Below are 26,500 nucleotides of genomic sequence, written 5' to 3' on the forward strand. Positions count from 1 at the left end.
CGGCAAGCCGGTTATCCGGTGGGCCGGGTGAGTAACAGCAAGAGGGTAGTCAAGGATGGCGCCGACTCGCGGTAGACGCCGGGCTCGGTGGGCATGAGCGCGTCCAGGCTGTGTTGTTTCTGGACGGCGCCCAGGATTTCGATCGCTTCGTTCGTGGGCAGCGCGAATTCGCGGCCCACCTTGGCAAGTGCGTCGGTGAGCAGATCCCGGACATTGCCGATCGTCTCGCGCTCGAGGACGTTGTACTTTTCGAAAGTCTCCGGATTGCGCAGTGCGTAAAGGCGTAGTTCTTCCTGGACGATTATCCATTCGCGGGTGACCGGGCGGGCGGCACGCGAGAACGCTTCGGCCGCGTGCTCGATGAGTGTCGCCGAATCCTCCTGCGAGGGCTCTGCCAAGGAGTCGCCGATCACTTGGTGTGCGCGCTCGACGACATCCGAAATCTGCTGATCGAGCAGTGCAAGGACGAGTTCTTCCTTGTCGGCGAAATTGGAATAGAACGCGCCGCGCGTGTAGCCGGCCCGCTCGCAGATGTCTTCCACGCTTGCCGCCATCACTCCGCGTTCGGCAAATGCATCGATGGCGGCGTCCATCAGTCGCGCCCGGGTCTGGGCACGACGCTTCGTCACGGGTGCCGATTCAGCCATTGCTTGTCCTTCTCGCCGGGAACCGGCTAGCGATTTGCAGTGAGTATTTTCAATACATTACTGTATGCAATACAGTCCTGTATGCAAAATGCGATCCAGTGACGCCGACCCGAATATATTTTTCAGGAGTCCTCCGTGTCCTCGTTCTTGTACGCTCTCGGGCGTTCGTCGTTCCGCCACCGCAAGATGGTGCTGTTCATCTGGCTCGGCGCGCTCGTCGTCATCGGCAGCTTTGCCGGCGCGTTCTCCAAAGCGTTCGATGATCAGTTCACGTTGCCGGGAACCCAGTCCCAAGAGGCGATGGACTCCCTCAGTCACACGTTCCCGCAGGCCAGCGGCTCAAATGCGCAGATCGTCTTTCAGGCGCCTGACGGCGACTCGGTGCGCTCATCGAATATCAAAAGCGCCCTCCAGGCGGACGTGAAATCGATTAAACAGTTCAACCAGGTGTCGAACGTGAGTTCGCCGTACGACAAGCACATCCACGGCGCGATCGCGGCGGGCGGCAAGGCTGCCATCATCACTGTCCAATTGGACGGTGAGCGGGCCGAGATCACGCAGGGCACCAAGAACAAACTTCAAGACGTCGCCACCGAGCTGGAAAAGAAATTCCCCCAGTCGAAAGCGGAAGCCGGCGGCGACGCCTTCGGCATGACGGGGGTGCAGGTCAGCGTGACCGAAGCGATAGGCGTCGTCATTGCGCTTGTCGTCCTCTTCCTGACATTGGGGTCGTTCCGGGCGGCGGGCATGCCGCTTTTGACGGCGCTGCTCGGCGTCGGGATTTCAATGATGCTTGTCGTCGGGGCCACGGCGTTCGCCACGGTGTCGTCGACGACGCCGATGCTGGCCCTCATGCTCGGACTGGCCGTGGGGATCGACTACGCACTCTTCATCCTCTCCCGACATCGCGACCAGTTGGGTGAAGGGATGGAAACCGAAGAGTCCGCTGCGCGTTCGGTGGCGACGGCGGGATCCGCAGTCGTCTTTGCCGGGCTGACGGTGATCATCGCCCTGGCGGGTCTGTCGGTCGCCGGTATTCCGTTCCTCACGACCATGGGCATAGCTGCGGCGGCCGCCGTCGCCATCGCCGTCATGATCGCGCTGACTCTGTTGCCGGCGCTGCTCGGGTTCGCCGGCGACAAGCTGCGCCCGAAGGTGAAGCGAGTGTCGAAGAAGAAGCGGGGGCACACCTCGAAGCAGCCGCGGGAGAAGCGCGCGTTCTTCCGGGGATGGATCACTGCCGTCACGAAATGGCCGCCGCTCACTATCGCGATAGTCGTCGTCGGGCTGGCGGTCGTGTCCTTGCCGGCGACGAGCCTGAAGCTGGCGCTTCCCGACAACGGCACGTCGGCCAAGGGGACGCCGGCGCGGATCACGTACGACATGATTTCCAAGAACTTCGGTCCCGGGTACAACGGCCCGCTCATCGTGACGGCCAATATCGTGGGCTCGGACGACCCGCTGGGAGTGATGGACGGCATCGAATCCGATATCAAGAAGATGCCGGACGTTGCGGCGGTGCCGCTCGCCACTCCGAACGAGGACGCCGACACCGGTATCGTGCAGGTCACGCCCAAATCCGCGCCGGACTCGCAGGCCACCAAGGATCTCGTCAACAGGATCCGCGACAAGTCCGGACATTGGGAGGACAAGTACGGAGTGACGACTGCCGTCACCGGATTCACCGCCGTCGGAATCGACGTGTCCGACAAACTCGGTAGCGCGCTCCTTCCGTTCGGAATCCTCGTCGTCGGCCTGTCGATAGTGCTGCTCACGATGGTGTTCCGGTCGATAGCCGTACCCATCAAGGCCACTGTCGGTTATCTGCTCAGCGTGGGAGCCTCGTTCGGAGTTGTCTCGCTGGTCTTCGGTCACGGCTGGTTTGCCGACGCGTTGAACGTCGGCCACACCGGTCCGGTGATCAGCTTCCTGCCGATCATCCTGATGGGCATCCTGTTCGGCCTGGCCATGGACTACGAGGTGTTCCTGGTCTCCCGGATCCGCGAGGACTTCGTGCACGGCGGCGATGCCAAACACGCGATCCGCACCGGGTTCCTTGGCGCGTCCACGGTCGTGACGGCCGCGGCCGTCATCATGTTCTCGGTGTTTGCGGCGTTCGTCCCCGAGGGGGAGCCGGCCATCAAGGCCATCGGTCTGGGCCTGGCGGTCGGCGTGTTCGTCGACGCGTTCTTGGTCCGGATGACGCTGGTACCGGCCGTGTTGGCGTTGCTGGGCAGACACGCCTGGTGGCTGCCGGCATGGCTTGACAGGGTTCTGCCGTCGTTCGATGTGGAAGGCGAAGCCTTGCACCATCAAATCCAATTGCAGAACTGGCCGAGCGCCGATGACGACTCGGCGATTTACGCCGACGGCCTGTCCCTGCAGAACGTCCACGGTAAGACCGTCTTCGAGGGCGTGTCGATGCGATTGGAGCGCGGCGGCGTTCTTTTGATCGATGGAAGCCGCGATTCGGGGCGCTCGCAATTGATGTTGACGCTTGCCGGGCGGATGAAGCTGCAAGGCGGCCGGGCCAAGGTGCTCGGCAATGTGCTGCCCGAACAATCCACGGGCGTCCGCCGGCACACCGGATACATCACCGGAAGCGATGCGGACGACCTGACACGTATTGCCAGGCGGGTTCTCGGACGCGGTCCGGACATCGTGTTCATCGACGATGCCGATATGTTGCTGGCGCATGCCGACCGGGCGAAGATCGCCGAAATGAGCGAGCGCGCCGGTTCCGGTCAGGGGCCCGCCATCGTTCTGGGGGCGACGAACCCCGAAATCCTGACGGATCTGCTCCCTCCGGGCACGACTCGGATATCCATGTACAACCCGGCTTTGAACGTTGAAGGAGCCCGCTAAGAATGATGAACATCGAACACGCAGGCGGCACGCGCAAGATCAGCCCCCTGTCCATCATCGGGATTATCCTGGTCCCGTTGATCGTGGCCGGCGGCTTCGTCTGGGCGATCTGGCACGCAACCGACCGGCTGGACAACGTGGACGCCGCGATCGTCAACAACGACGAGCCGGCCACCGTCAACGGGCAGACCGTTCCGATGGGACGGCAGCTGGCCGGGGGACTGGTCAAGGGCGGCGACTCCCAGTCGTCCGACGGGAAGAACTACGACTGGCAGATCACCGATTCCTCGGACGCCGAGGCCGGGTTGAAGTCGGGCAAGTACGCGGCAGTCGTGACCATCCCGAAGAACTTCTCGAAAGCGGCGACGTCGTATGCCAAGAAGGACGGTGACAAAGCCCGGCACGCAACGCTCGACGTGACGACGTCGAACGTGACGGGGCTTGCCGATCCGGCCATCAGCAGCATGATTTCGTCGACGGCGACGAAGACTCTCAATTCGGAGTTGACCGGGTCGTATCTGAAGAACATCTATGTCGGATTCAACAAGATCGGCGACCAGTTCTCGAACGTGTCGGATGCGACAAGCAAACTTGCGGACGGCCAGGACGGGCTGAACAAGGGCATCCACAAGACGCATCACGGCAGTCAGTCACTGGCGAACGGGCTCGACAAGCTCGGGTCCGGTGCCGACGAGCTGGCGTCCGGGACGGATAAGCTGGCAACGGGGCAAAAGGGCTTGGCCTCGGGGCTGCACCAGGCTGCCGACGGCGCGTCCCAGCTGCCCGGCCAAACGCAAAAGCTCGCCGACGGCGCCAAAAAGCTCTCGTCGGGTGCGGGGCAGGTCGCGGACGGCACTCAGAAAGCCGCCGGCGGCGTCCACCAGCTCGATTCGAAAATGCCGGCCCTGAAGAACGGCGGCCAGCAGCTGTCCGACGGCGCGAGCAAGTACGCGGCCGGCGCCAAGGCCTATGCCGGACACATGCAGAAACTTGCGGCGAACTGCCCCAAGCAGAGTCCGGGGATGCAACGGTATTGTGCGCAGGTCCAGGCGATGGCCGATGCGGCCGGGCAAGGATCGGAGCAGCAGCCGGGCCTTGCCGCCGGTGCCGCCGGTCTCGCGTCCAGCACGAAGTCGTACACGGGCGGAGTCTCGCAGGTCGCCGACGGCGTGACGAAACTCGATCAGAACATGGGCAAACTGTCCAACGGCGCAAACGGCGTCGCATCGGGCGCCGACTCATTGGCCTCGGGCACTCAAAAGCTGGCCGACGGTATGGGTCCGTTGTCGAAGGGGCTTACCCAGTCGGCCCAGGGCGCGGACAAGCTGGCCGCGGCAACCAACCGGCTCAGCACCGGCGCGCACAAGCTGGCCACGGGCGCGAACAAGTCGGCGGACGGCGCGCACAAGCTCTCGCACGGCGTCGGCAAGCTGTCAAAGGGCAGCGACAAGCTCACCGACGGCACTCAAAAGCTGGCCGACGGTCTGGAAAAGGGCGCAAAGTCGGTGCCCAGCTACTCGAAATCGCAGCGTGCCCAGCTGTCGAAGGTGGTGTCGTCACCGGTGAAGGATTCCGGGGCGAGCGGTTCGTCGATCTTCGCCGACGCGTCGGCCTCCGGATTCCTGGTCGTGATCGCCTTGTGGATCGGCGCCCTGGTGGCGTATTTGGTGATGCGTGCCGTGACGAGTCGCGTGTTGACGTCGAGCAGGCCCTCGTGGATGCTCGCCCTGCGCGGGCTGATGCCGGGCATGCTGGTCGTCGCCGTGCAGGCGATCCTGCTGTCGGGCCTGCTGGCCGTGGTAATGGACTTCTCCGCGAGCGTGTTCACCCAGTTCTTCGTGTTCAGCCTGTTGGCCGGGGCGGCATTCGTCGCAGTCAACCACGCGCTAGTGGCATTGCTGGGAGGCATCGGCCGGTTCATCTCCGTCGTGCTGGTGGTGGCCACTGCCGCAGCGAACATTTTGTCGGCAATACCGGAGTTCTTCGCAAGTATCACTCCGTTCTTGCCGCTGACGCCCGCTATCGACGGGCTGCAGGCCATTGCGGGCGGCGGTACCGGCGTGGGTTCGGCCGCCGGCGGCCTGCTGGGGTGGTTGATCGGCGGGGTCGTCGTGAGCATTCTGGCGGTGGCCAGGCGGCGCTCGGCTTCCCCGGACGGGCTCGGCCACCCGCAAGAGGTGTAGGCGGCGGACAGGTTTTGCGACAAGTGGCTCCGAACCGCTAGGCTGGATCGGCACGCGAAATTGCTTGGAGACGTCGCATAGTCAGGCCTAGTGCACCACCCTGCTAAGGTGGAGTCCCCGCAAGGGGACCGAGGGTTCAAATCCCTCCGTCTCCGCCAGCCGACAAGAGCCCCCGTCGTCCGTTGATCCGGACGACGGGGGCTCTTGTCGGCTGGCGGGACCAACCGCGTTTCTTGCGGCAAGTCGCGCAGCCTCGTACGTTCCGCCCGGAATGCACGAGGCCGCGCCGTTTGGCATGGTTGGTACCGCCCGGGACGACGCTCGGGCCAGGGTGTCGACGTCCGGCGGCCCCATCCATCCAGTGGTGGCGAATGGCTGTGAAATCGCCGATTTCACAGCCATTCGCCACCACTGGGCAAGGCGGGACAGCCGTTCGCCACCACTGGGCAGGGTGCGATCACCGGCTGCGGGGGGCCAGCGGGGAATCGGCTAGCGGACGGCCGGCCGACGGTGACGCCACTCGGTACCGATCGCCAAGAGCAGGCCGGCTGAGCCGAGAATGACGGCGACCCATGCGGGGGAGAGCAGCCCGAACCCGGCAGCAATGACTGCTCCGCCGAGCCAGGCGCCGCCCGCATTGGCGATGTTGAGCGCGGAGTGCGACATTGATGCGGCAAGCGACGGGGCGTCCGGGGAGGATTCGATCAGCCGGATCTGGATGGCCGGTCCGATGAACTGGGCCGACACTCCGATCAAGAACACCGTCGGAATTGCCAGCCACGGATTGTGCGCCACGAGCGCGAACGTCGTCATGATCGCCGCGATCGAGGCGAAACCGACGAGCAGCGATGTGGATAGCGAATGGTCGGTCAGCCGGCCGCCGAGTAAATTGCCAAGGGTCATCCCGACGCCGAAGATCGCCAATACCAGCGGCAGCCAATCGGCCGATAGGCCGCTGACGTGCGTCATGATCGGCGCAATGTACGAGTAGACGGCGAACATGCCGCCAAAGCCGACTGCCCCGGTCAGTACGGTGAGCCACACGTCCAGACGCTTCAACGCGGTGAGCTCGCGGCGCATGCTGGTGCCGCCGAGCGCATCGATCTTCGGCACCCACCGCATCAGTGCCAACAGGGTGATCAGCCCAATGGCGCCGACGATGAGGAACGCGGCCCGCCAACCGAAGTGCTGCCCGACCAACGTTGCGCCCGGAACACCGAGAATGTTGGCGACGGTCAATCCCGCCATCATGAGCGACACGGCGCGCCCCTTGCGCTGCGGCCCGACGAGATGCGAGCCGACAACGGATCCGACGCCGAAGAACGCGCCGTGCGGAAGCCCGGCCACAAAGCGGGCAAGGATGAGCATGCTGATGCTCGGGGCCAGCGCCGACGCCGCGTTGCCGATGACGAAGAGTCCCATGAGCGCGAGCAGCAGCGTCTTGCGCGGCAATCGCGCAGTCAGTGTCGAAATCAGCGGCGCACCGACCACGACGCCCATTGCATAGGCGGTGATGACAAGGCCGGCCGTCGAAATGGACGTGCCGAGACCGTGCGCTATGAGCGGAAGGATGCCCATCGTGGCGAATTCGGTGGTGCCGATGCCGAAGCCGCCGAGCGCCAGGGCCAGGATCGCCCAGCCGGCGGTACGGCGTGAGGCGTTCGGCTGTTCGGTCGTTGGCGAGACCGTTGCCGAAGAAGTCATAGATCTGCCTTCCGATATTCGGGCGGGGTCCGGTCGGCGTCGTCGGCATTCCGGTGAGGACAAAGGGGAGGGACTTACGCGGCCGGGCTCGCGCCCGCGGGCGGTGCACGGCAATCCCTACGGGCACAAGCCTAGACGGGCGGAAAATATTTCGTCGAACTTCGTGGTGTCGATCACTGCCCGGTCCGTGGTCGCCTCGACCACGGCATGGAGAAGGGGCGCCGTCCGGCTCGTGACGGCGCCCCTTCTCGGCGTGTGACCGGCGTCGTGCGCCGGGCGGTGATTACTCCAGGCCGAGCCGGCCGCGAAGTGCGTCGCGTTGGTCGGCCAGTTCGCTGGGCAGCGTGTCGCCGATTCGAGCGAACCAGTCGGCGATGTCGTCAAGTTCGGCATCCCATTCGGCGGGATCGACAGCGAGGCATTTGGCCAGCTCGTCGTCGGAGAAGTCGAGTCCGGCGACGTCAAGCGAACCGGGGGCCGGAATGCGTCCGATCGCCGTTTCGACGGCGTCCGCCTTGCCGTCGATACGGTCGACTATCCACTTCAGCACGCGCGAGTTCTCGCCGAAGCCGGGCCAAATGAACTTATTGTTCTCGTCCCGGCGGAACCAATTGACGTAGTAGATCTTCGGCAGCACCGCGCCGTCCCGCTCACCCAGGGCCAGCCAATGGGCGAAGTAGTCGCCAGCGTCGTAGCCGATGAAGGGCAGCATCGCCATGGGATCGCGGCGAACCACACCGACCTGGCCGGTGGCGGCTGCGGTCGTCTCGGACGAGAGCGTGGCGCCCATGAAGACGCCGTGCGCCCAGTCGAGGGTCTCGGTGACGAGAGGCATCGTCGTCTTGCGGCGTCCGCCGAACATGATGGCGGAGATCGGCACGCCATTGGGGTTGTCCCACTCGGGCGCAACGACCGGGACGTTCTCGATCGGCGTGCAGAACCGCGAATTCGGGTGCGCGGCCGGGCGCCCGGAATCGGGAGTCCAGTCATTGCCGCGCCAGTCCGTCAAATGCTCAGGGGTTTCATCGGTCATGCCTTCCCACCACACGTCGCCGTCGTCGGTCAGCGCGACGTTGGTGAAGATGTTGCCGCCGGCCTCGATGGCGCGCATGGCATTCGGGTTTGTCGACCAGCCGGTGCCCGGCGCCACGCCGAACATGCCGAACTCCGGGTTGACTGCGTACAACTGTCCGTCGTCGCCAAAGCGCATCCAGGCGATATCGTCGCCGAGCATCTCGGCCTTCCACCCCGGGATCGTCGGCTCGATCATGGCCAGGTTGGTCTTCCCGCATGCCGAAGGGAAGGCGGCCGCGATGAATTTGGACTCACCTTCGGGATTCGTCAGCTTCAGGATGAGCATGTGCTCGGCCAGCCAGCCTTCGTCGTGCGCGATGGCCGACGCGATCCGAAGTGCGTAGCATTTTTTGCCCAAGAGTGCGTTGCCGCCGTAGCCCGAGCCGAAGCTCCACACGGTCCGGTCTTCCGGGAAGTGACTGATGTACTTCGTCGGATTGCACGGCCAGACGACGTCCTGTTCACCGGGCTCAAGCGGAGCGCCCACGGAGTGCAGGCACTTGACGAAGTCCGCATTCGTGCGCGACATCTTCGCCAGAACGTCGCTATTGACGCGGGCCATGATCAACATCGAGAGCACGACGTAGGGCGAGTCGGTGATTTCGACGCCGTACATCGGCTGATCGGCGTCCAGATGACCCATGACGAACGGGATGACGAACATGGTGCGTCCGCGCATGCAGTCCCGGTAGAGCTCCGTCATGGTGGCTTTCATCTCGTCCGGCGCGGCCCAATTGTTTGTCGGGCCGGCATCGCGCTCATTACGTGAGCAGATAAAGGTGCGACCTTCGACGCGGGCGACGTCCTCGGGGTCGGAGGCGCAGTAGAACGAGTCTTTCTGCTTCGTCAGGCGGACGAGAGTCCCGGCCTCGACGAGCTCATCTTCCAATGCCTTCTTTTCGGCGGTCGAACCGGAAACCCACTGAACGCGGTCGGGGGAAGTCAACCGGGCGACGTCGCGAACCCAGCTGAGAAGTCCGGGATGCGAAGTGGGCGCATCGGCGAGGGCATCGGTGGATGGCCGGTTTTCAAGAAGGGTCATGAATCTCTCTCCCGGGCGGATAGATATTAAGAGCGAGTCACCGGTGTCGGTGGCATATTCCACGCTAGGAAGTGAGCGCGGCCGGAAGCCGAAAAAACTGGTCAGTAAGCTGTGACGTAGATCACAATGACAACCAAAATGACCGATCCTGTAAATTAAATGACGTATTTGTACAAATAGTTGACTGCTATACGTCATATTGCATGATGAACGACGTGTGCATCCGGGTTCGCCCGCTCAACCACCCGGATTCGCTCATCACGACAGTTATGGGTATGATCGTTGAGGCTTAATTGCTTCGCCCGGAGAACTTTCGGGCATGCGCCTGTAGCTTAACGGATAGAGCATCTGACTACGGATCAGAAGGTTGGGGGTTCGAATCCCTCCAGGCGCACCATCGCGAGGCTGTGACCAGGCAAAACGAGTGGTCACAGCCTCGGATAATTTCTTGATAACTCCATAATCCCGTATTTACCCCGTACTTTGAGTGCAAAATAGTGCAAGTCGGAAGGCATCTACTGAAGTTTTTGCGTTGCCGAGCACGGGCGAAGATGACCACCTGGTCTCGCGTCGAATGTTGTGTATGCGGCGAACATCGGCAAAATTTTCCCGTGTGTCGTTCGACGTTCCAGGTGCGAAAACGCGGCCACCCCAGTGAATTGGGGTGGCCGCGTTTTCGTCACGGGTCAGTGTAGAAGTCAGACGCTAGGTTTCTGACGCCAACTTATCCAAGATCGAGCTACTATCCGGGGTTCGGTCAGGTCGCTGGACTTAGTAAGTGCTGGTGACCGCCTCGCTTGAATGACCGAGCTGGAGCGAGCTGGTGCGCAGGTCGGCCTGCGACTCCAAGATCGTTGCCACAGTCTTTCTGAATGTGTGCCCGGTTACCCACTCGAATCCGGCGAACGATCGAACTGTCCGCCATGTCCGGGCAAAAATGCGGGGTGCAATGTAGCTCGACGTTTTCGTGTGGAAAACGACACCGAGTTCATTGATGGAAGCGTCATCATCGACGCGACGGCGGAGCAGCATGTCGACCGCGAACATCGGCAATGCCCATTTTGGCACGACGGCATTGTCATTCTTCGATGTGCTGGTCGATCCAGGCTTCGACGTCTTCCCACCGGTATCGGATGTTGCCGCCGATACGTACAGCCCTTGGGTCGAGTTGCCGGGTACGCCAGGCGTAGAAGGTGGCTTTCGGCTTCGATAGGTAGGCCGCCAGGTCGTCGACGGTCAGTAGCGGATAGATGGTCATGGGTTCTCGTAATGTCTGCATACTGGCCTTTATGCGATGGGAATGATTCGAGGTCTGCGTATAGCTTTCAGCTGTTTTCAACTTCTACGATCTGCTTCGTGCTGCTGCGAACAAGCATTTACTGAAGATCCTGCTTATAGGAATTGGTGTAGGTTCCGTGCAGATGGCGTCTGGGATCAACGTGATCATGTATTACGGGCAGGCAGTGCTTACTGGGACAGGGTTGGCGGGAAACGGCGCGCCTATCGCTCAAATCGGGCCGGGCATCATCGCCGTCATCGGAGCAATTATTGCTCTGAAGTTGATGGACCGTTTGGATCGCCGGACGACGCTCTTGCTGGGAGTCACCTTAACGACTATCTCGCATATCCTGATTGCCGCGGCCACCGGCTTACAACACGACGCCCAACAATTGCTCGCGATACTCGGCGCACTGTCATGGGTCTTCGAATTCACGACTGTGCCAGAGACCCGCGGCCGATCGCCGGAGGACCTTGACATCGCTATTACGGCTGGTTCGCTCCGCACGCTGAAGGAGCGCTCGTCGGCCGCATCGCGGAAGGGCCTGGCACATGTGGGCCGATGATCGAGCGCGCTCCGGCTCAGGAATTGACGTGGTCGGTAGTCGTCACCGATTCCCTTGGGACAAAAGTCGCCTCTAGAACGTAGTCCCGGGTCGGCGAAGCGTCTCCGTCGATACGTTCGATCAACCTGCGTGCTGCAAGTCTACCGAGCTCGAACGTCGGTTGGGCAACGATCGACATGGGCGGTTGCATAATTGACGCCCATGCGCTGTCATCGAAACCTATCAGCGATACATCTCGCGGGCACTCAAGCCCCCGTTGCTGCATCGCGTGCAATGAGCCGGTCAACGCCTCGGTCTCGGTGGCGAGGATGGCAGTCGGCGGATCGCTGAGCGCCATCATCCCATTCACCGCCCGGATCGCCTGGTGCTCGTCGTTGTGGACGTGTGTGACAAGTGAGGTATCGAATTCAATCCCGGCATCGTCGAGCGCGTCCATGTAGCCGAGAAGACGTCCCCCTTCACTTGAGATAGACCTCTCGATGATGGCACGCATTTCCGACGCATCCGCAGCGGGCCGGTTAGTCGTGGGGCCCCACACGAAGCCAATACGTTTGTGACCATGTCTGATGAACTCTTGCACGGCGGCATAAGATGCTTCGCGATTGTTGATGACTATCGCATCGGCGTCCAACGCATTGAGCTTGCGGTCTACCATGACCAAAGGAACTTCCCGTTCGAGCAAGGACTCAAGATGTCTTAGCGGTTCGGCTTTGCCGGCCACGGGCGCGAGGATAATCCCGTCGACCAGTTTGTTAAGAAGCACGTCAATTGAAGCTGCCTCTTTGTCGGTATCCTCGTCGGACGTCGACAGCAATAGGTCGTATCTTGCCTCGCGTACGACGCTTGAGACTCCACGGAGGACGTCGGTAAAGAACGGGTTACCGATGTCGGCCAGTACTACGCCAATGGTATGAGTAGTACGCGTCTTCATCGATTTGGCTAAAGTATTTGGACGGTAACCAATACGCTGTGCCGCAGCGAGGACGTTAGCACGCGTCTTCTCGCTTACCGACCCGTATCCGCCGAGTGATCGGGCGACTGTTGCTCGTCCGACACCGGCAGCGGTTGCTACGTCCGAGATTGTTGGTGAAGATTTGGGCTTTGTCAACCTCTCTCCCCCCTCAGACGGTTCAGTAGTCTCTTTCGTGTGGCGCGTGGTCGGCCCGAACTTTTGCCCGTATGTGTTGGCCTCACTGGTCCGCGGGGATGGCTCTGCCGTACCCGAAAGCACCCTCGACTGTGCATTGATCTGCTGCGGCTTGCGCCGCAATGCTCATGCTTCGCCGGAGAACCGTGCCGTCGGGACGATACTTACGGCTCCAGCCTGCCCTAAGCAATTCAACCACGAAAGCTGCGAGATAGGCGTCGCCGCATCCCATAGTGTCGACGAACTCGCCCTCCACTTTGGTGGCAGGCACTCGGATCACACTGCCACCGTCGTACAGCAGAGCGCCCGATGCGCCCATGGTGGCAAGGACGAGAGACGGGCCGAACTCGGCGATCCGGGGCAGTTCGCTTGCCGGATCGACACCGCTATCGTCGGCGGAGGAGAGCAGGGCTAAATCTATCGACGGCCCCACGACTGACAGATACTCGTCCGTGCGGAACTCGCTCTCCGACGAGAAGTCATACGACACGAGGCTACCCGTGGCTTTGAGCTTATCGAGTTCGTTGGTGCTCTGTGAGTAGACGCTTGAATGGACGAGGTCGAAGCCAGCCGCGAATTCAATATCAACAGGTTCCAGCACGTACGCGTCAGACACAGTCACGCCACCGTCATTTCCGCCGAGGAATCTGCGATCTCCGTCAATCGTCTCGATCTCAGTCAAGCCGGTGGGACCGTGCCGCGAGGTGACATGTGAGGTGTCGATCCCGCAATCGGCGATTGCTGAACTCAGAAATCGCCCGCGTTCGTCGTTGCCGATCACGCCCATGTAAGCACAATCGGCTCCCAGTGAACGGGCTAGGACGGCAACGTTGACGCAGTTTCCACCGGGATATTCAACGAATCTGTCGACGAATCGGTCAACGATGTTGTCCCCGAAGCCGAGGATTCTCGGCGTGCTGTGTTCCATGGCGCTCAGTACGAGACCACGCGGTAGTAGCGTCGCAGGTCAAGCGAGTGGTCGCGCACCTTTGCGAGGTGGTGGCTGAACCGGTCCATCACTGCGCTGGCGATCATCGGGGCGAGAAGAGCCCGGTTTTCCCTGCTGACGCCGGGCAAATCGTATCCGGCCGTGTCGATCACTGTGACGTCGTCGCTATATGACGTGACAAAGTTCTCCACGCGATCCATGAGAGGGCGCGTCTCGTCCTCGCCCAAGAAGAGAAGGACGCTGGTGTCCTTCTCGAGGAGTTCGAGCGAGCCGTGGAAAAATTCAGCTCCATGCACGCGCGTGGTTTTCAACCATTGCATCTCTTCGAGGATGCACATGGAATAGAGGTAGGTGAATCCCCAGAGGTAACCCGTGCCCGTCAAGAAGTGGTAGTCGGTCTCCGTGTGCTTTTCGGCGAATGCCTGGCCGATCGGATCGGCCGCACGAGCCACCGCGGTGAGTGCTTCGGGGAGCGCATCCAGATCGGTGCTCAGGCGCTCATAGGAGTCGAACTCGCCGCGGCGATGCAACAAATTCGCGGAAAGCGTGAGGTACGGAACGTCTATAGGCCATGCTCCCGGCTCCGTCAGCAGAACGCGATCGACGGCTTTCGCGAAGGGGTTCTCGGCGCGTCCCGTCACGCCGATAGTCAGCGCGCCTTTGGATTTGGCGAAGTCGATGCACTCGAGAATGTCGGGCGTCGTGCCCGATTCCGAGCCGAACACCGCCACGGAGTCCGCGCCGAAGTCCGGATCGGGCGCGAGGATGAATTCCTTGCCGATCACCGCACGCGCCGGAAAGCTCGACCGGGTCTGGAAGAGGCGTTCAAAGGGGAGTGCCGCCGCGTACGTGCCGCCAGCTCCGACGAAGTAGAGGTTCTTGTATGGGCCCTCGTGGATCAGCGCCGCGATTTCCTCGATCTGTGGACGGAGCGCGACGAGACTCCGCTGTTCGTTGAGGTGTTTGTCCAAGTCGTAATCGAGCATGAGTTGTTCCTCTCGGTGTGATATCGGTATCAAGACGTATCAGAATAATGTCACGCCAAGTCGCTTAAGACAACACAGACCGCAATGTCGAAGCGCGCAAGCGGATCTTGACGTGACCTGAATCACGTGCTAAAACAGACGAGATCCGCGAGAGAACGAGGACGCACAAAGGAGGCTAACGGACTCGTGGTCGGCACGTACCCAGAAAAACGTCGGATAAAGAGATCGGTATCAATAAATTGAGAGGCAACCATCCGATGCCTCCATGACTCGATAGTCCGCGAGGACGCGAGGTAAGCCCACTTCATCATTCCGAACGTGCACAGGCATGAATCCGATAGTTGCCAGCCAGTGCACGGCGGCGATACAAGGAGGTAATCGATCGTGCGAAGCAGACGAGTAATGGTATTTAGCGCACTCGCGTGCGTGAGTCTTTCACTGAGTGCTTGCGGCGGCTCCAGCAATGCAAGCGCTAAGACCGAGCAGTCACTGAAGGGCAAGCCCGACTACTCCGGAACGTTGACACTGTTGACCAAGTTCGGGACTCCTGAGCTAAGTCCCTACTTCAAAACTGTGACCAAGGAGTATAAGAAGCTGCATCCGAAGGTGAAGTTCGAGTTGGATCAGCAGAATGACGAATCGATCAAAGCGAAGACCAAGAGTCTGGTTTCATCGAATTCCCTACCTGACATCTACTTTACGTGGACCGGGGACTGGCAAAAGCAATTCATCCGCGGGCACCGCGCGATCGACCTGTCGAAGGTGATCGCGCCGAACACCAAATGGGGAAAGACTTTCGGCAAGGCTGCACTGGATTCGTTCAAATATCACGGCAAATACTACACCATGCCTTTGTATACCGACGGAAAATTCATGGGCTACAACAAAACCTTGTTCAAACGTGCGGGTGCTAAGGTTCCGAAAACGTTCGACGGTTTGCTGACAGCCTGCGACAAGCTCAAGCAACACGACATTACTCCCGTGTCGCTGGGCAACAAGGAAGGGTGGCCAGTACTGCATTACGAAGGCCAACTCGTCGGATATACAGTGCCGCATAACGTACTGAAAAAAGACTACGATCCAAAGACTGCAAAATATAGTAACTCGGGATACGTCAAAAGCTTGAGTGTATTGAAGAAATTCGTCAATCACTGTACCAAAGGTGCAAGTATGAATGGTGTTTCGTATACAAATGCCATTCAAGAGACAATTAACGGTGACGCTGCGATGTATTACCAGGAGATTCTCGAATTCGATCAGAGCAACGCAAAGGGAACGCAGCTGCGTAAGGACGGCTTCGGATACTTCCAACTGCCGGCTCCAGCCGGCGATCAACAGCGCCAAGGTGTGCTGGAGGGGGCTCCCGAAGGGTACATGATCAGCTCGGCGTCCAAGCATCCGAAGCTCGCGTTGGACTTCCTCAAATTCTTAACAAACCGGAAGAATGCGCGGCTTCTATCCGCACCGCCTTACGGTCAGCCGAGTGCGGTGAAGGGCGTCGTATCGACCGACATTGCATCCAAATACGTCACGCAGGCAACGAAGGACATCAACAACGCTACGTACCTCGTTCCGTGGCTTGACACCGCGAATACTCCCGATGTTGCGAATACGTGGAAGAGCAGTCTGCAGAAATTCGTCTCCGGAAGCATATCGGCAAAAGACGTCATGGAACAAGTACGGAAAGCCGCCAAGGAAGCAGAATGACGGTCAACGCCGAAGATAGAAGCGGGATTTCCGGAGTGGCTCGGCGAAATCGAGCCACTCCGGGATCGCCTCGTCTCAAACCTCAGCCTCGCGGCGTATTACGGGCGCTTGCAGACTACAAATGGATAATACTTGCCGTTATAGTCGTTCTGGCTTTTGTCTACTATCCAATCGCAGTCAATATCGGCCAGAGCTTCACGGATCATGACATCTTCACGCAAGAAACAAAGTTTGTCGGGCTAAAGAATTACCGAATATTGTTTGCTGACCCGATATTCTGGCGTGCGGTAATCAATAATATTCTTTATGCCGTCTTATCGATTGTCGGCCAAGTGTTTTTCCCTCTTCTCGTCGCTTCTTGTATCGAGTCGTTGCGAAGTGATGGTTGGCGGAAGTTTTGGCGGGCGCTGTACTTCGTGCCGTCGGCTACCTCGATTCCGGTATCCGGGCTGCTTTTCTACTTCATTTATCAGCCTAATATCGGCATCTTAAATCGATTCTTGGACGCTGTCGGGCTTAGCGACTTGGCGCTGCCTTGGCTCGGCAATTCAAGTACCGCCATCTTTGCGATCATTCTGATGAGCCAATGGCAGGGCTTTGGTTACTCGACGTTGCTCCTATCGATAGCGATCCGGCGTGTGCCACAGGAGTACTTCGACGCAGCCAAAGTCGATGGCGCGGGGGCGGTGCGGCGCGCGTTCTCGGTGACCTTCCCTTTGGTACGTGAGATGACCGGATTCGTGGCGTTGTTTACCGCGACGATGGCGTTCCAGGTATTCACGGAGGTCCAAGTCATGACCGCAGGCGGCCCGGGAAACAGTTCGCACGTCCTAGGTACGTGGCTCTATCACCAAGCGTTTGAGGCGAACGATTTCGGGGCGGCAACGGCAATCGGCGTCGTGATCTTCGTGTTGAGCTTCGGGATCGGCGTTATCCAACAAATGTATGCACGACGAACCCGAGTGGAGTACTGAAGCTCATGCCTCGTTCGGTGATCGGGACTTAAAATGCAAAAATTCCTTTCGACAACTTCCAAGGCTACGCTCTACACGTTCCTGATTTGTCTCGGCTTTATCGTCGTCTATCCACTGTTCTGGATGCTCAGCAGTGCGTTCAAAGACAATGCCGGAATCTTTGGAAATCCGTTCGCTCTTCCAACGTCGCTAAATTGGCAGAACTTCTTCGATGCGTGGAACGACGGCGCTCGGAACTTCGTGCTCGTCAGTGTTGTGGTGACTGTCGTCACTACTGTCACGACGGTATTAATCAGTGCATGGGCAGCCTACGGGCTGACACGGGTGCGGCTCAAGGGCAATACGGTAATTCTCGGGATCGTGCTGGGCGGACTGATGATTAGTCCGATCGCGGCGCTTCTGCCGCTGGTCGACGAATTTCAAGCCATCGGACTGTACAACACCATTTGGGCACTGATAGTCGTCTATACGGCATTCCGGATACCGTTCACGACATTCCTACTCCGGTCGTACATGATCACGCTGCCGCGAGAGTTAGACGAAGCAGCGCTGATCGACGGGGCATCAAAGGGGCTCGTCTTCTGGCGAATCATCTTTCCACTGTGTCGTCCGATTCTGTACTCCGCGGGAGTTCTGCATGTCCTGTTCGCGTGGAACGAGTATGCGATGGCGCTGGTATTGACAAGCAGCACCAAAGTCGAGCCGCTTCCTGTCGGCTTGACGTCGTTGATGGGACGGGTTAACTCGAACTTCGGCGAGATTTTCGCCGCTATGTGTATCGCTGCGGCTCCGATAATCATTCTGTTCTTCGTGTCGCAACGGTTGTTTGTTCGTGGTCTGGCCGAAGGAAGCGGTAAATGACCAATTCAATTCGTATGATCGTGAAAGGCAACGCACTATGGCACTGATGACGGTGGTCGGCTCCAATTTCGCTTTTGATCGCTATTCGCTCGACTATTTCTCTTCAGCGATGGCCAAACGCGGTATCCACTCGATCGAATTGTGGGGCATCGCACCACATCTAAATCTATTCGCTCGTGATCTCGGTGCCGAAACGGATCGAATTCGCGCATGCCTGGATCAATGGTCGCTGTCCGTGCGGTGCGTAACCCCAGAACAAGTCATCTACCCGGTAAACGTTGCTGCTTCGGATGAACAACTTCGGGCGCAGAGCATCGAATACTTCCGGCGTGCAGCAGCAGTTGCCGAACACCTAGAAAGCCCTTACTTGTTTCTGACGTCGGGCTGGGGCCTCGAAGACGAACCGAAGGAAGCTGCGTGGCGTCGGTCTGTCTCGTCGTTGACGGAAATTGTTGCTTTCGCTGAGTCCCTTGGCGTGGCGTGCTTGATCGAACCCCTGCAACGCGCCGAGAGCAACCTCGTCAATACTGTCGCCGATGTGGAACGCATGCTGTCGGAGATCGGCAAGGACAGTGTAGGCGTGACACTCGATACTGTCGCAGCGTCGGCAAACGGCGACTCGATCGGCACCTACTTGGCGCGCCTTGGCAGCCGTATCCGGCACATTCAGATTGTCGACGGCACCCCGACCGGCCACCTGGCATGGGGCGATGGCAACCTGCCGCTCGATGCGTGGATGAAGGAACTCGCGGAGTCCGTCGTCGACGCGTCATTGACGTTCGAACCATTCGGCGATGGCCGATACGCGCTCAATCCCGAATCGGTTTGGGATAAAGGGCTACCGCAGGTTCGGCGTTGGCTCTAGTCAACTCGCCGCCAACTGAAAATGTACTGACCACCCGCACGTACGCAGGAACGAGAGGAAGCAATGCTTACATCGACGTCCAATGATCTCGAAGCCGTCTATCGACAACCGCTGTCGCATTCACGGCAAATATTCGAAGTTGTCAGTCAACACCTTCAGAATCACCCAGATGCAAATATATTTATCCTCGGCGCTGGCGGGGTGCAATTTCTGACACAGCCTGCATACGATCTCATACGCACACGGAGCAGAGTGCCGGTCTTCTATGAAATGGGGGCGGAACTCGTTAAACGCGGGAACATCAATCTCGGCTACAGGTCACTCGTATTCATGCCATCTGTATCGGGCACGACATCGGAGGCCATTGAGGCGCTTCGGCATGCTGAAAACCAAGGTGCCAGCGTCGTCACATTCACAGGAAATCCCGACTCGCCGATAGCGACCGAGGCTGACTTCAACTATGCAATGTCGCTCGATGACTCGACGTCGTCGGAAATATTCTATTTAGCTTTTCTTGTCGTCGCTCAAGCCGTCGTCAGCGCCAGCGGATCCGGAAGGCCGTTTAGTACTTTCGCCGAGGAAATCGAAGCGGTGCCAAGCGCGCTCATGGATATTCGAGACTCGTACGACGACCAGGCGCTCAGCGTCGCGCATTGGCTGTCTCGCCGTGACTACGTGATGTTTACCGGTGCTGGAAATGTTTGGCCGGAAACACACTACTACGCCATGTGCATCCTCGAAGAGATGCAGTGGATCCGAACTCGCCCCGTCCATGCCTCCGACTTTTTTCACGGAGCCTTGGAACTTCTGGAGGACGATACCCCAGTCGTCATCATGAAAGGGCAGGATGCTGCGCGCCCAATAGCAGATCGTGCTGAGAATTTCGCACACCGGATCAGTTCGGAAGTGATAACACTCGACTCGGGAGCAGCGTTGGTACCGAGTCTAAGCACTGAAATGCAGGCAGATGTCTCCCCAATAGTCTTAGCGACGATGCTGGAGCGCGTGAGCTCCCACCTGGAAGTAATTCGTGACCATCCTCTGACTACCCGCCGGTACTACAAAGTAATTGACTATTAGGGCGGCGCATGAGCAAGTGGTTGATCCAAGCGTCAAGGAGTGGTGAATGTTCGACGTAGCGTCTGTCGGCGACAATACAATCGATAGCTACTCGGACTCTCACATGTACGTCGGCGGAAATGCGCTGAACGTGGCGGTCCACCTAGCTACAGCTGGAGCGAGGTCGATGTACGCGGGGGCCGTCGGCACCGACAGACTCGGCGTCTTGACGACCGACGCTCTCGCCAGGGCTGGGGTGTCGACTGAGCACGTGTTGCAGTTACCTGGGAGGACGTCCTATTCAGCGATCGCGCTTCACCACGACGGCGACCGAGAATTCGTGGAGGAATTTTTCGGCGTATCCGACGACTATTTTCCCGACTCACGAACTATCGATGAACTCGCCAGGAGAGACTGGGTTCACATCGGCATGCTCCGAGATGCCACGGAACTCCGCCGTGACCTTGCAGAACGTGGATGCCGTGTCAGCCAAGACTGCGCGGTTAGCACGGGGTTCGACAATCTTGAAATCGCGTTCTGCTCGCGCGACAGTCCCGCAGACGAGGATGCTCTGGCACTGGCGAAAACCGCGATTACAGGCGGAGCCAAACTCGCGGTCGTCACGCGCGGCGCATTCGGCAGTGTCGCCTTCGACGGCACGAACTTGTGGCGGCAGGAGGCCATACCAGTCAAAGTAGTCGACACTACCGGAGCCGGCGACACGTTCATCGCCGCCTTTCTCGCTTCGTACGTGAATGGCCGGCCAATTACCGATTGTATTCAGTCTGCATCAGTCGCGTCGGCTAGGACGTGTACCCATCGGGGAGGATGGAGGCAAGACCCCTTGTCGAAGTGACAATCTTCGAATCTCGCTCAACGCGGTTGCATCTGATCGTTGCGGTCGGCCGCTGTGCCAGCTGCGGCGGGAACTAGTTCTGATTCGCTGATAGCACGCCCGAACGCGCCGTTGAATCTGCATGCGCGGGCCGCCCCTGCGGTACCGGCTGCGGCGGCCTCGCACAGCGTGGCGCCCGTGTAGTGCGCGACGAGGAAACCAGCGATGAAACCGTCGCCCGCGCCGAGAGTGTCCACGATCTCGACCGCCTCAGTAGGCACAGCGAATGCTTCGCCGGAGTCGGCCGTCACCCAAGCCCCGTCCGACCCCAATGTAACGACAGCCGTCGCGCATCCTGCGTTCAGTGCCGAAGTGGCAAGCGCCTGGACTTCGGCACCATCGAGTCCGGAGCCGGAGAAGAAGGCATGTTGCACGTGAGGCGCGACCTTGCCGACGTACGCGGGATCACGTTCGTCGGAGAAATCAAACGACACAGGAGCCACCGCGGCCAGGTCGGGGAGAGCATCCTCCAGGGCTGAGTAAACCGAGGTGTGCACGACATTGGCCGCGGAGGCAAGTGACACATCCTCGTCGGTAAGGCGTAGACGCAGGCCGTGCTGGACGCCTCCCTTGTTCGAGCCAACGAACACGCGGTTGCCGGTAGCGTCGATCGAGACTTTCGGGGATCCGGTCGGTCCGATGGCGCGGCGGACCTGCGCCAGATCGAGTCCCTCGGCGTCCAGGGCAGACATCAAATGGTCGCCCATCGCGTCGCTGCCGACGATTCCAACGTATCCTGCGGCGTCCGCGCCGAGCTGAGCCGCGTAGACCGAGACATTGACGGCGTTGCCTCCGGGATAAAGCATCCCGATATTCATGTAGTGGTCCAGAACGTTGTCGCCGATGCCGAGCAGTCGCATGCGTGGGTAATTCTTTCTTCTCAATGTGTTCCGCGTCCCGCGCACGCCCAGGGTACGGGGATGTCTTGTGGATTAGTCGGGTACAGGATGTCGCGAATGCGGCCGATCGGTTCGATCGGCCGCACCTGCGGACGAAGATGAGGGAAGGTACCTTCGCTGATTCGCCGGGGAATCAGTATTCCATGCGCCACATGTACCGACGTACCGAGAGCGGGTGTCCTCGGTAGTCGGCGAGGGCATCGGCGTACAGCCGCAGCCATTTGCCGAAGATGATTACTGCCAAGTACCCCCTCAGTGATTCGTCGACGCCGGTGAGCTCCATCTCGTCGGCGTCGAGCACCACGACGTCGTCCGAGTACTTCGCCACAAAGTCGATTGCACGGGTATCCAGCGGGCGGGTCTCGCCAATGCCGGCAAGCACGATGAACGGTACATCCTTGTCGGTGATCTCAAAGGGGCCGTGGAAGTACTCCCCGGCATGGATGGCCGCCGAGTGTACCCACTGCATTTCTTGTAGCAAGCAGATCGAAAACGCATAAGCCTCATGGAAGTTCGACCCTGACGCCATCGTGTAGACCAGTTCATGCTTCTTGTGCGCAGCTGCCCACGTGTCGGCAGCGCCGGCGTTGTCGTCGCGGGTCTTCTTCAACGTGCCGTTGAGGGCGCTTAGCGACGCATCGATATTTTTGCCGGCGGTGTTGCCTTCGCGAGCGGCGAGGTAGCCAAAGACGACACGGTAGAGGACGCCTTCGGAGGAGTCGTGCAGGTCGATGTCCGGTCCGTGCACGTATGTGACGACGTGATCGGCGTTCTGGGCTAGGGGAGACTCGCCGTCGTTGGTGATTGCGATGACTAGTGCTCCGTGATCGCGCCCGTACGCGGCGGCGTCGACCGTCTCCGGGGTTGTGCCTGAGTGTGAGGCAGCGATGACGACCGAGCCCTTGCCGAGACTCTTGGGCGCGCGGTGGGTGAACTCGCGGGCGTTCAAGTGATGTGCGGCGGTGTCGGCCGATTCATGATCCAGGACGTACTTGGCTGGTCCGAGCATGGCGAACGAGCCTCCGCACGCGGCAAGGAACACGGTGTGTACGGCCTCTCGGGCCGCGATGGCGTCGACTGCGTCTTGAACCTGGATGGTGATTGTGTCGTTTACGGACATGGGTTCCTTTCGGTAATGATCTGCCGCCCCCATCGGGGGTCGGCGGGGCCCGCGTGCGCTGACGCGGGTGGTCTTGTGTTTAAGCGGGGTGCTGGGAATCTTGCGGGGTGTGGATTCGACCCCGTGCTGCCGAGCTGGAGCCGGAATCGGTGGAGCCTAGTGTCATTTGTTGGATCCGGCTGTGAGGCCACGGACGAACTGCTTCTGCCCGATGACGAACGTGATGATCACAGGAAGGGCAGCGATAACCAGGGCCGCAAAGAGCGCCGGCCAGTCGGTAGTGAGCTTGCCTTCCATCTGGTCCAGCCCTACTGGGAGGGTCAGCTTCGAAGGCGAGTCGATGAAAACCAGCGCGAAGGCATATTCGTTCCAGGCAAAGATAACTTGGAGTACTGCAGCTGCGGCGATGATCGGTTTACACAGTGGCATGATGATCTGCCAAAAGGCCCGCCAGGCCCCGGCACCATCGATGGTGGCTGCTTCTTCGATGTCGTTGGGCAGGTCGACCATGTACGAGCGGATCAAGAACGTGGTGAACGGAATACGGAAGGCTACGTAAAGGATGACCAGTGCGGTGCGCGTGTCGTACAGGCCGATAGCTGCCATAAGGTTGAATAGCGGGACAAGCGCCACAGTCGGGGCGAGCATGAGCCCACCAAGAATAAACATGAGCAGGGGGCCCGAGAACGGGATATGCAGCCTGCACAGGGCATAGGCGGCGAACGAACTGATCAGCACGACTAGAACGATGGACGTGACAGTAACTATCAATGAGTTGCCGAAGAACCCGATCACGCCCTGATCGATCGCGGAGCGGTACGCGTCGAAGTTGAACTGCGTGGGGAGTGCGAACGGATCGCCGAAGATCTGCCGGGAGGTCTTGAAACTGGATAAGATCATCCAGATCAGCGGGTACAGCACTGCCACGACCAAGGCTGCGAGAATGATCCAGATCGCCGGACGGATGACGTACTTGCTCACTGGGGAAAGCTGGTGTTTGTGCCGATCCTGACCCGTAAATTCGGGCGTCTTCTCGGCCGCCTTGGCTGGCAATGATTTTGTGATGCTCATACCAGTTCCACCTTTTTCTTGTTGGCGCGCAGAATCTGGAAGAGTCCGGCACCGAACGTGATGATGAAGATGATTGTCGCGATTGTTGCTGCATAACCCATGCGATCGGCAGTGAACGCGTTGTAGTACAGCCAAGTGCCCAATACTTGCGTGGTATTATTCGGCCCGCCTCCGGTCATCACTTGGACTTCATTGAATACGAGGAAGGCGCCGGAGATGGTCACGATCATCATCAGCGTGGTCATCTGGCGTACCAATGGCAAAGTGATCGTGAAGAAGGCGCGGACGGGGCCGGCGCCCTCGATTTCCACTGCCTCATAGAGTTCGCGGGGGACTTTTTGCATGGCAACCACGAACAACATAGTGGTGTAGCCGAAGTTCATCCATTGGCTCATCGCGATGATTGAGCCCATTGCTGTGTTTCCGTCGCCCAGCCAGGCTCTTTGTAGGTCTCCAAGTCCGATGACATCCAGGAACGAGTTGAACACGCCGATATTCGGGTCGAGCATGAAGGTGAACAGGATGCCACCGACCGTGATGGAGACAGTGGCCGGTACGAAATACAGGATTCGCAACACTCCGGAGAGCCTGCGTCCCACGAAGGTTTCGAGGCACGCGGCAAGGGCAAGCGCCCCGAAGACCTGCACCAACAACGACACGGCGGCGAACGCCACATTGTTGAGCAGTGCCCGCAAAAATACCGGATCATGGAAAGCCCTGGAATAGTTGCCCAGACCGACGAATTTAGGGCTGTGAAACGCCCCCCAATCGTACGTGGACATCACGAAATTGGACACGATAGGGTAGTAGACAAAGATCGCCACCAGCAACAAGCCGGGCGCGAGCCATGCCAGGTTTTTCATTCTCGCTTTTCGGGAGGACCTCATGGGTTGACCTCGCAGGCGGTGAAAGCGTAACGGCACGATTGTGGATGGCCTGGTTGGTGAGTGCGTGAGTTAGTTCTCGGGGGATGCATCGCCGTCTCCTTTGGCCGCGCTCTTGACATTTTTCATGACGCCCGTGGCGCTGAGGTTGCCGCTCAGCATGCCCTCGACGCCGGCTAGGTAGGCCTGCGCGATGTCGGGGTCGGCGGCGGTGTCGAGCCAGACTGCCATGGTGTCGGTATGGTCGATCAGGTTCGACAGCTTTTGCTGCTGGGGAATGGTGTCTGCGGCCGCGGCGCTGCCGTCAATCGGCGAGAGCCAGCCGAGCTCCTCGATCATCTTGGTGCCGTTTTTCCGGCTCGTCATGAACTTCAGGAAATCGACTGCCAGCGCCTTGTTTTTCGACTGCGAGTTGACCATGAAAGTGTCCGGCGCACCGGCGAGAATCTTCTGGTTGCCGTTGGCCCCTTGAATTGGGGGATTGCGGAAAAAGCCCCACTTTTTCTCGAAGCCTTTTGGTGCGCCGCCGGCTTCGGAGAATTGCCCGAAGGCTAGAGATTCCGTGTAATACATTGCTGCCTTCTGATTGAGGAAGTTCGCAGTCGCAGTCTGATCGGAAATTGCGTTGGACCCTTTAGTCATGCAGCCCTGGTTAACTTTCTTGAAGTCCTTAAGAGCCTTGACATATCCGGGGTCGGAGAAGTCCGCACCCTGTCCACCCGCGTAATCCTTCTGCAGTGTTTGGTAGGGCACGCGTTGCGGGTTGAGCTGCGTGAGGTACTGGATGGCCGGCCAACCGTCCTGGTTCCCGAACGCCACCGGCTGATAACCGGCCTTGCGCAGGGCAGAGCACGAACCGATGAGGTCTTGGAAAGTCTTGGGCTGCTGGAGGCCGGCTTTGCGAAAGGCCTCCTTGTTGTAAATCCAGACTTTGGCATCCAGCGTGATCGGAACGCCGTAGATCTTGCCGTCATGCTTAGTGGCTCGTAAGGCAGCCGGTGCGAAAGACTTACCCCACTTGGTGCCCTTCAACACTGACGACAGGTCAGCGGCATAACCGGCGTCGATAAATTGCTCGGCGAAAGCACCGGGCCAGGAGAAGTAGATGTCCGGAAGCTTTTTTCCGGCAGCGAGGACCTTGACCTTGTCCTTGTAGGCCTGATCGCCTGCGTTTTGTATCGTCACGTCGACACCGGGGTTTGCCTTCTCGTAGGCCTTCACAATCCCGTTGAAATAAGGAGAGTACTTCGCGTTGCCGTACTTGGTGATGATCGACAGCTCGCCCTTCTTAGGGCCGTCAGGGAGCTGGAAATCGGCGGCTGAGGCTTTGGCGGCTTCCGGGCCAGGGGGAGTGGAGCATGCGCCAAGAGCGAGCAAGGATGCTGCGACCGTCACGACGAGAGCCGACCTTGTCGGGCGTGGCATGTGCATATACTTCTCCTAAAGAGAGAATCCGTGAACTGTGGTGGCCTGTCCCGGTCCGTGCCGGAGCAACATCGCGCTTTCCGTTGTGACTGAGATCGATCCCAGTCATTGAATCTACAGACGGTGAACTTCGAGTGTCAAGAGGTTTCTGAGATCGATCTCACATGGTGGGCTGGTGGCTTAGTTTCATGCGGGTGGGCTTTCGGGATCCACCGGGCCGCGGCCGTAGACTCAATTGTGGAACCCTCGATTTCCGGTGTGTGCGCCGAAAATCCTAGGAGACCGCTTTGCTGGAGCAA

The 26,500-nt window shown here is 59.6% G+C and carries 22 protein-coding genes and 2 tRNA genes; 11 read left to right on the forward strand and 13 right to left on the reverse strand.

Annotated elements, in window-relative coordinates:
- Positions 1-11: 11 nt before the first annotated feature.
- Positions 12-647: a TetR/AcrR family transcriptional regulator gene (locus tag BJY26_RS08780; RefSeq protein WP_179427447.1), complete on the reverse strand. Its 636-nt coding sequence runs from the start codon at positions 645-647 to the stop codon at positions 12-14.
- A gap of 135 nt (positions 648-782) precedes the next feature.
- Between BJY26_RS08780 and BJY26_RS08785 the strand changes: the two genes are divergently transcribed.
- The 3 genes from BJY26_RS08785 to BJY26_RS08795 all read left to right on the forward strand — a co-directional run bounded on the left by BJY26_RS08785 (position 783) and on the right by BJY26_RS08795 (position 5,853).
- The gene (locus BJY26_RS08785) at positions 783-3,512 is read left to right on the forward strand and encodes an efflux RND transporter permease subunit (protein ID WP_179427449.1); all 2,730 of its coding nucleotides are present in this window, start codon (positions 783-785) and stop codon (positions 3,510-3,512) included.
- 2 nt (positions 3,513-3,514) lie between these two features.
- A complete protein-coding gene (locus BJY26_RS08790; protein ID WP_179427451.1) occupies positions 3,515-5,695 on the forward strand; it encodes a YhgE/Pip domain-containing protein in 2,181 nt (726 codons plus the stop codon).
- 66 nt (positions 5,696-5,761) lie between these two features.
- Positions 5,762-5,853, forward strand: a tRNA-Ser gene (locus BJY26_RS08795).
- Between the two features lie 331 nt (positions 5,854-6,184).
- Here BJY26_RS08795 and BJY26_RS08800 read toward each other — a convergent pair.
- Together BJY26_RS08800 and BJY26_RS08805 are read right to left on the reverse strand one after the other, a co-directional pair.
- Positions 6,185-7,399, reverse strand: a complete 1,215-nt coding sequence (locus BJY26_RS08800) for an MFS transporter (protein ID WP_179427453.1) — start codon at positions 7,397-7,399, stop codon at positions 6,185-6,187.
- 283 nt (positions 7,400-7,682) lie between these two features.
- Positions 7,683-9,515, reverse strand: coding sequence for a phosphoenolpyruvate carboxykinase (GTP) (locus tag BJY26_RS08805; RefSeq protein ID WP_179427455.1), 1,833 nt, complete (start codon positions 9,513-9,515; stop codon positions 7,683-7,685).
- A 321-nt stretch (positions 9,516-9,836) separates the two neighbouring features.
- Between BJY26_RS08805 and BJY26_RS08810 the strand changes: the two genes are divergently transcribed.
- A tRNA-Arg gene (locus BJY26_RS08810) sits at positions 9,837-9,912 on the forward strand.
- 374 nt (positions 9,913-10,286) lie between these two features.
- Here BJY26_RS08810 and BJY26_RS08815 read toward each other — a convergent pair.
- On the reverse strand, positions 10,287-10,583 hold the full coding sequence (locus BJY26_RS08815; protein ID WP_179427457.1) for a tyrosine-type recombinase/integrase: 297 nt from the start codon (positions 10,581-10,583) through the stop codon (positions 10,287-10,289).
- Between the two features lie 10 nt (positions 10,584-10,593).
- Positions 10,594-10,794: a helix-turn-helix transcriptional regulator gene (locus tag BJY26_RS08820; protein WP_179427459.1), complete on the reverse strand. Its 201-nt coding sequence runs from the start codon at positions 10,792-10,794 to the stop codon at positions 10,594-10,596.
- A 100-nt stretch (positions 10,795-10,894) separates the two neighbouring features.
- Between BJY26_RS08820 and BJY26_RS08825 the strand changes: the two genes are divergently transcribed.
- A complete protein-coding gene (locus BJY26_RS08825; protein ID WP_269151246.1) occupies positions 10,895-11,359 on the forward strand; it encodes an MFS transporter in 465 nt (154 codons plus the stop codon).
- Between the two features lie 16 nt (positions 11,360-11,375).
- On the opposite strand, the gene BJY26_RS08830 is transcribed toward BJY26_RS08825, so the two are convergent.
- From BJY26_RS08830 to BJY26_RS08840, 3 genes are all read right to left on the reverse strand, one after another.
- A complete protein-coding gene (locus tag BJY26_RS08830; RefSeq protein ID WP_179427461.1) occupies positions 11,376-12,467 on the reverse strand; it encodes a LacI family DNA-binding transcriptional regulator in 1,092 nt (363 codons plus the stop codon).
- An 82-nt stretch (positions 12,468-12,549) separates the two neighbouring features.
- A complete protein-coding gene (locus BJY26_RS08835) occupies positions 12,550-13,434 on the reverse strand; it encodes a PfkB family carbohydrate kinase (protein ID WP_179427463.1) in 885 nt (294 codons plus the stop codon).
- Positions 13,435-13,439: 5 nt separating this feature from the next.
- Positions 13,440-14,441 carry an SIS domain-containing protein gene (locus BJY26_RS08840; RefSeq protein WP_179427465.1) on the reverse strand — a complete coding sequence of 334 codons (1,002 nt, stop codon included), beginning with the start codon at positions 14,439-14,441 and terminating at the stop codon, positions 13,440-13,442.
- 426 nt (positions 14,442-14,867) lie between these two features.
- Here BJY26_RS08840 and BJY26_RS08845 point away from each other — a divergent pair, with 426 nt between their 5' ends.
- From BJY26_RS08845 to BJY26_RS08870, 6 genes are all read left to right on the forward strand, one after another.
- Positions 14,868-16,148 carry an ABC transporter substrate-binding protein gene (locus BJY26_RS08845; protein WP_218852337.1) on the forward strand — a complete coding sequence of 427 codons (1,281 nt, stop codon included), beginning with the start codon at positions 14,868-14,870 and terminating at the stop codon, positions 16,146-16,148.
- Positions 16,145-17,122, forward strand: coding sequence for a carbohydrate ABC transporter permease (locus tag BJY26_RS08850; RefSeq protein WP_179427469.1), 978 nt, complete (start codon positions 16,145-16,147; stop codon positions 17,120-17,122). Before BJY26_RS08845 ends, BJY26_RS08850 begins: the two co-directional genes overlap by 4 nt.
- A 33-nt stretch (positions 17,123-17,155) precedes the next feature.
- Positions 17,156-17,983: a carbohydrate ABC transporter permease gene (locus BJY26_RS08855; RefSeq protein WP_179427471.1), complete on the forward strand. Its 828-nt coding sequence runs from the start codon at positions 17,156-17,158 to the stop codon at positions 17,981-17,983.
- Between the two features lie 37 nt (positions 17,984-18,020).
- On the forward strand, positions 18,021-18,848 hold the full coding sequence (locus BJY26_RS08860; RefSeq protein WP_179427473.1) for a sugar phosphate isomerase/epimerase family protein: 828 nt from the start codon (positions 18,021-18,023) through the stop codon (positions 18,846-18,848).
- Positions 18,849-18,911: 63 nt separating this feature from the next.
- Positions 18,912-19,928, forward strand: coding sequence for an SIS domain-containing protein (locus BJY26_RS08865; RefSeq protein ID WP_179427475.1), 1,017 nt, complete (start codon positions 18,912-18,914; stop codon positions 19,926-19,928).
- Between the two features lie 46 nt (positions 19,929-19,974).
- Positions 19,975-20,763: a PfkB family carbohydrate kinase gene (locus BJY26_RS08870; RefSeq protein ID WP_179427477.1), complete on the forward strand. Its 789-nt coding sequence runs from the start codon at positions 19,975-19,977 to the stop codon at positions 20,761-20,763.
- A gap of 17 nt (positions 20,764-20,780) precedes the next feature.
- Here BJY26_RS08870 and BJY26_RS08875 read toward each other — a convergent pair whose 3' ends face one another.
- From BJY26_RS08875 to BJY26_RS08895, 5 genes are all read right to left on the reverse strand, one after another.
- Positions 20,781-21,662, reverse strand: coding sequence for a PfkB family carbohydrate kinase (locus BJY26_RS08875; protein WP_179427479.1), 882 nt, complete (start codon positions 21,660-21,662; stop codon positions 20,781-20,783).
- A 172-nt stretch (positions 21,663-21,834) separates the two neighbouring features.
- Positions 21,835-22,821: an SIS domain-containing protein gene (locus BJY26_RS08880; RefSeq protein ID WP_179427481.1), complete on the reverse strand. Its 987-nt coding sequence runs from the start codon at positions 22,819-22,821 to the stop codon at positions 21,835-21,837.
- 162 nt (positions 22,822-22,983) lie between these two features.
- Entirely contained in the window at positions 22,984-23,892 is a 909-nt protein-coding gene (locus BJY26_RS08885; RefSeq protein ID WP_179427483.1) for a carbohydrate ABC transporter permease, read from the reverse strand.
- Positions 23,889-24,755, reverse strand: a complete 867-nt coding sequence (locus BJY26_RS08890; protein ID WP_237249175.1) for a carbohydrate ABC transporter permease — start codon at positions 24,753-24,755, stop codon at positions 23,889-23,891. Before BJY26_RS08890 ends, BJY26_RS08885 begins: the two co-directional genes overlap by 4 nt.
- Before the next feature lie 93 nt (positions 24,756-24,848).
- Positions 24,849-26,171, reverse strand: coding sequence for an ABC transporter substrate-binding protein (locus BJY26_RS08895; RefSeq protein ID WP_179427487.1), 1,323 nt, complete (start codon positions 26,169-26,171; stop codon positions 24,849-24,851).
- Positions 26,172-26,500: the final 329 nt, after the last annotated feature.

The sequence above is a fragment of the Spelaeicoccus albus genome, assembly GCF_013409065.1.
Taxonomy (GTDB): Bacteria; Actinomycetota; Actinomycetes; order Actinomycetales; family Brevibacteriaceae; genus Spelaeicoccus; species Spelaeicoccus albus.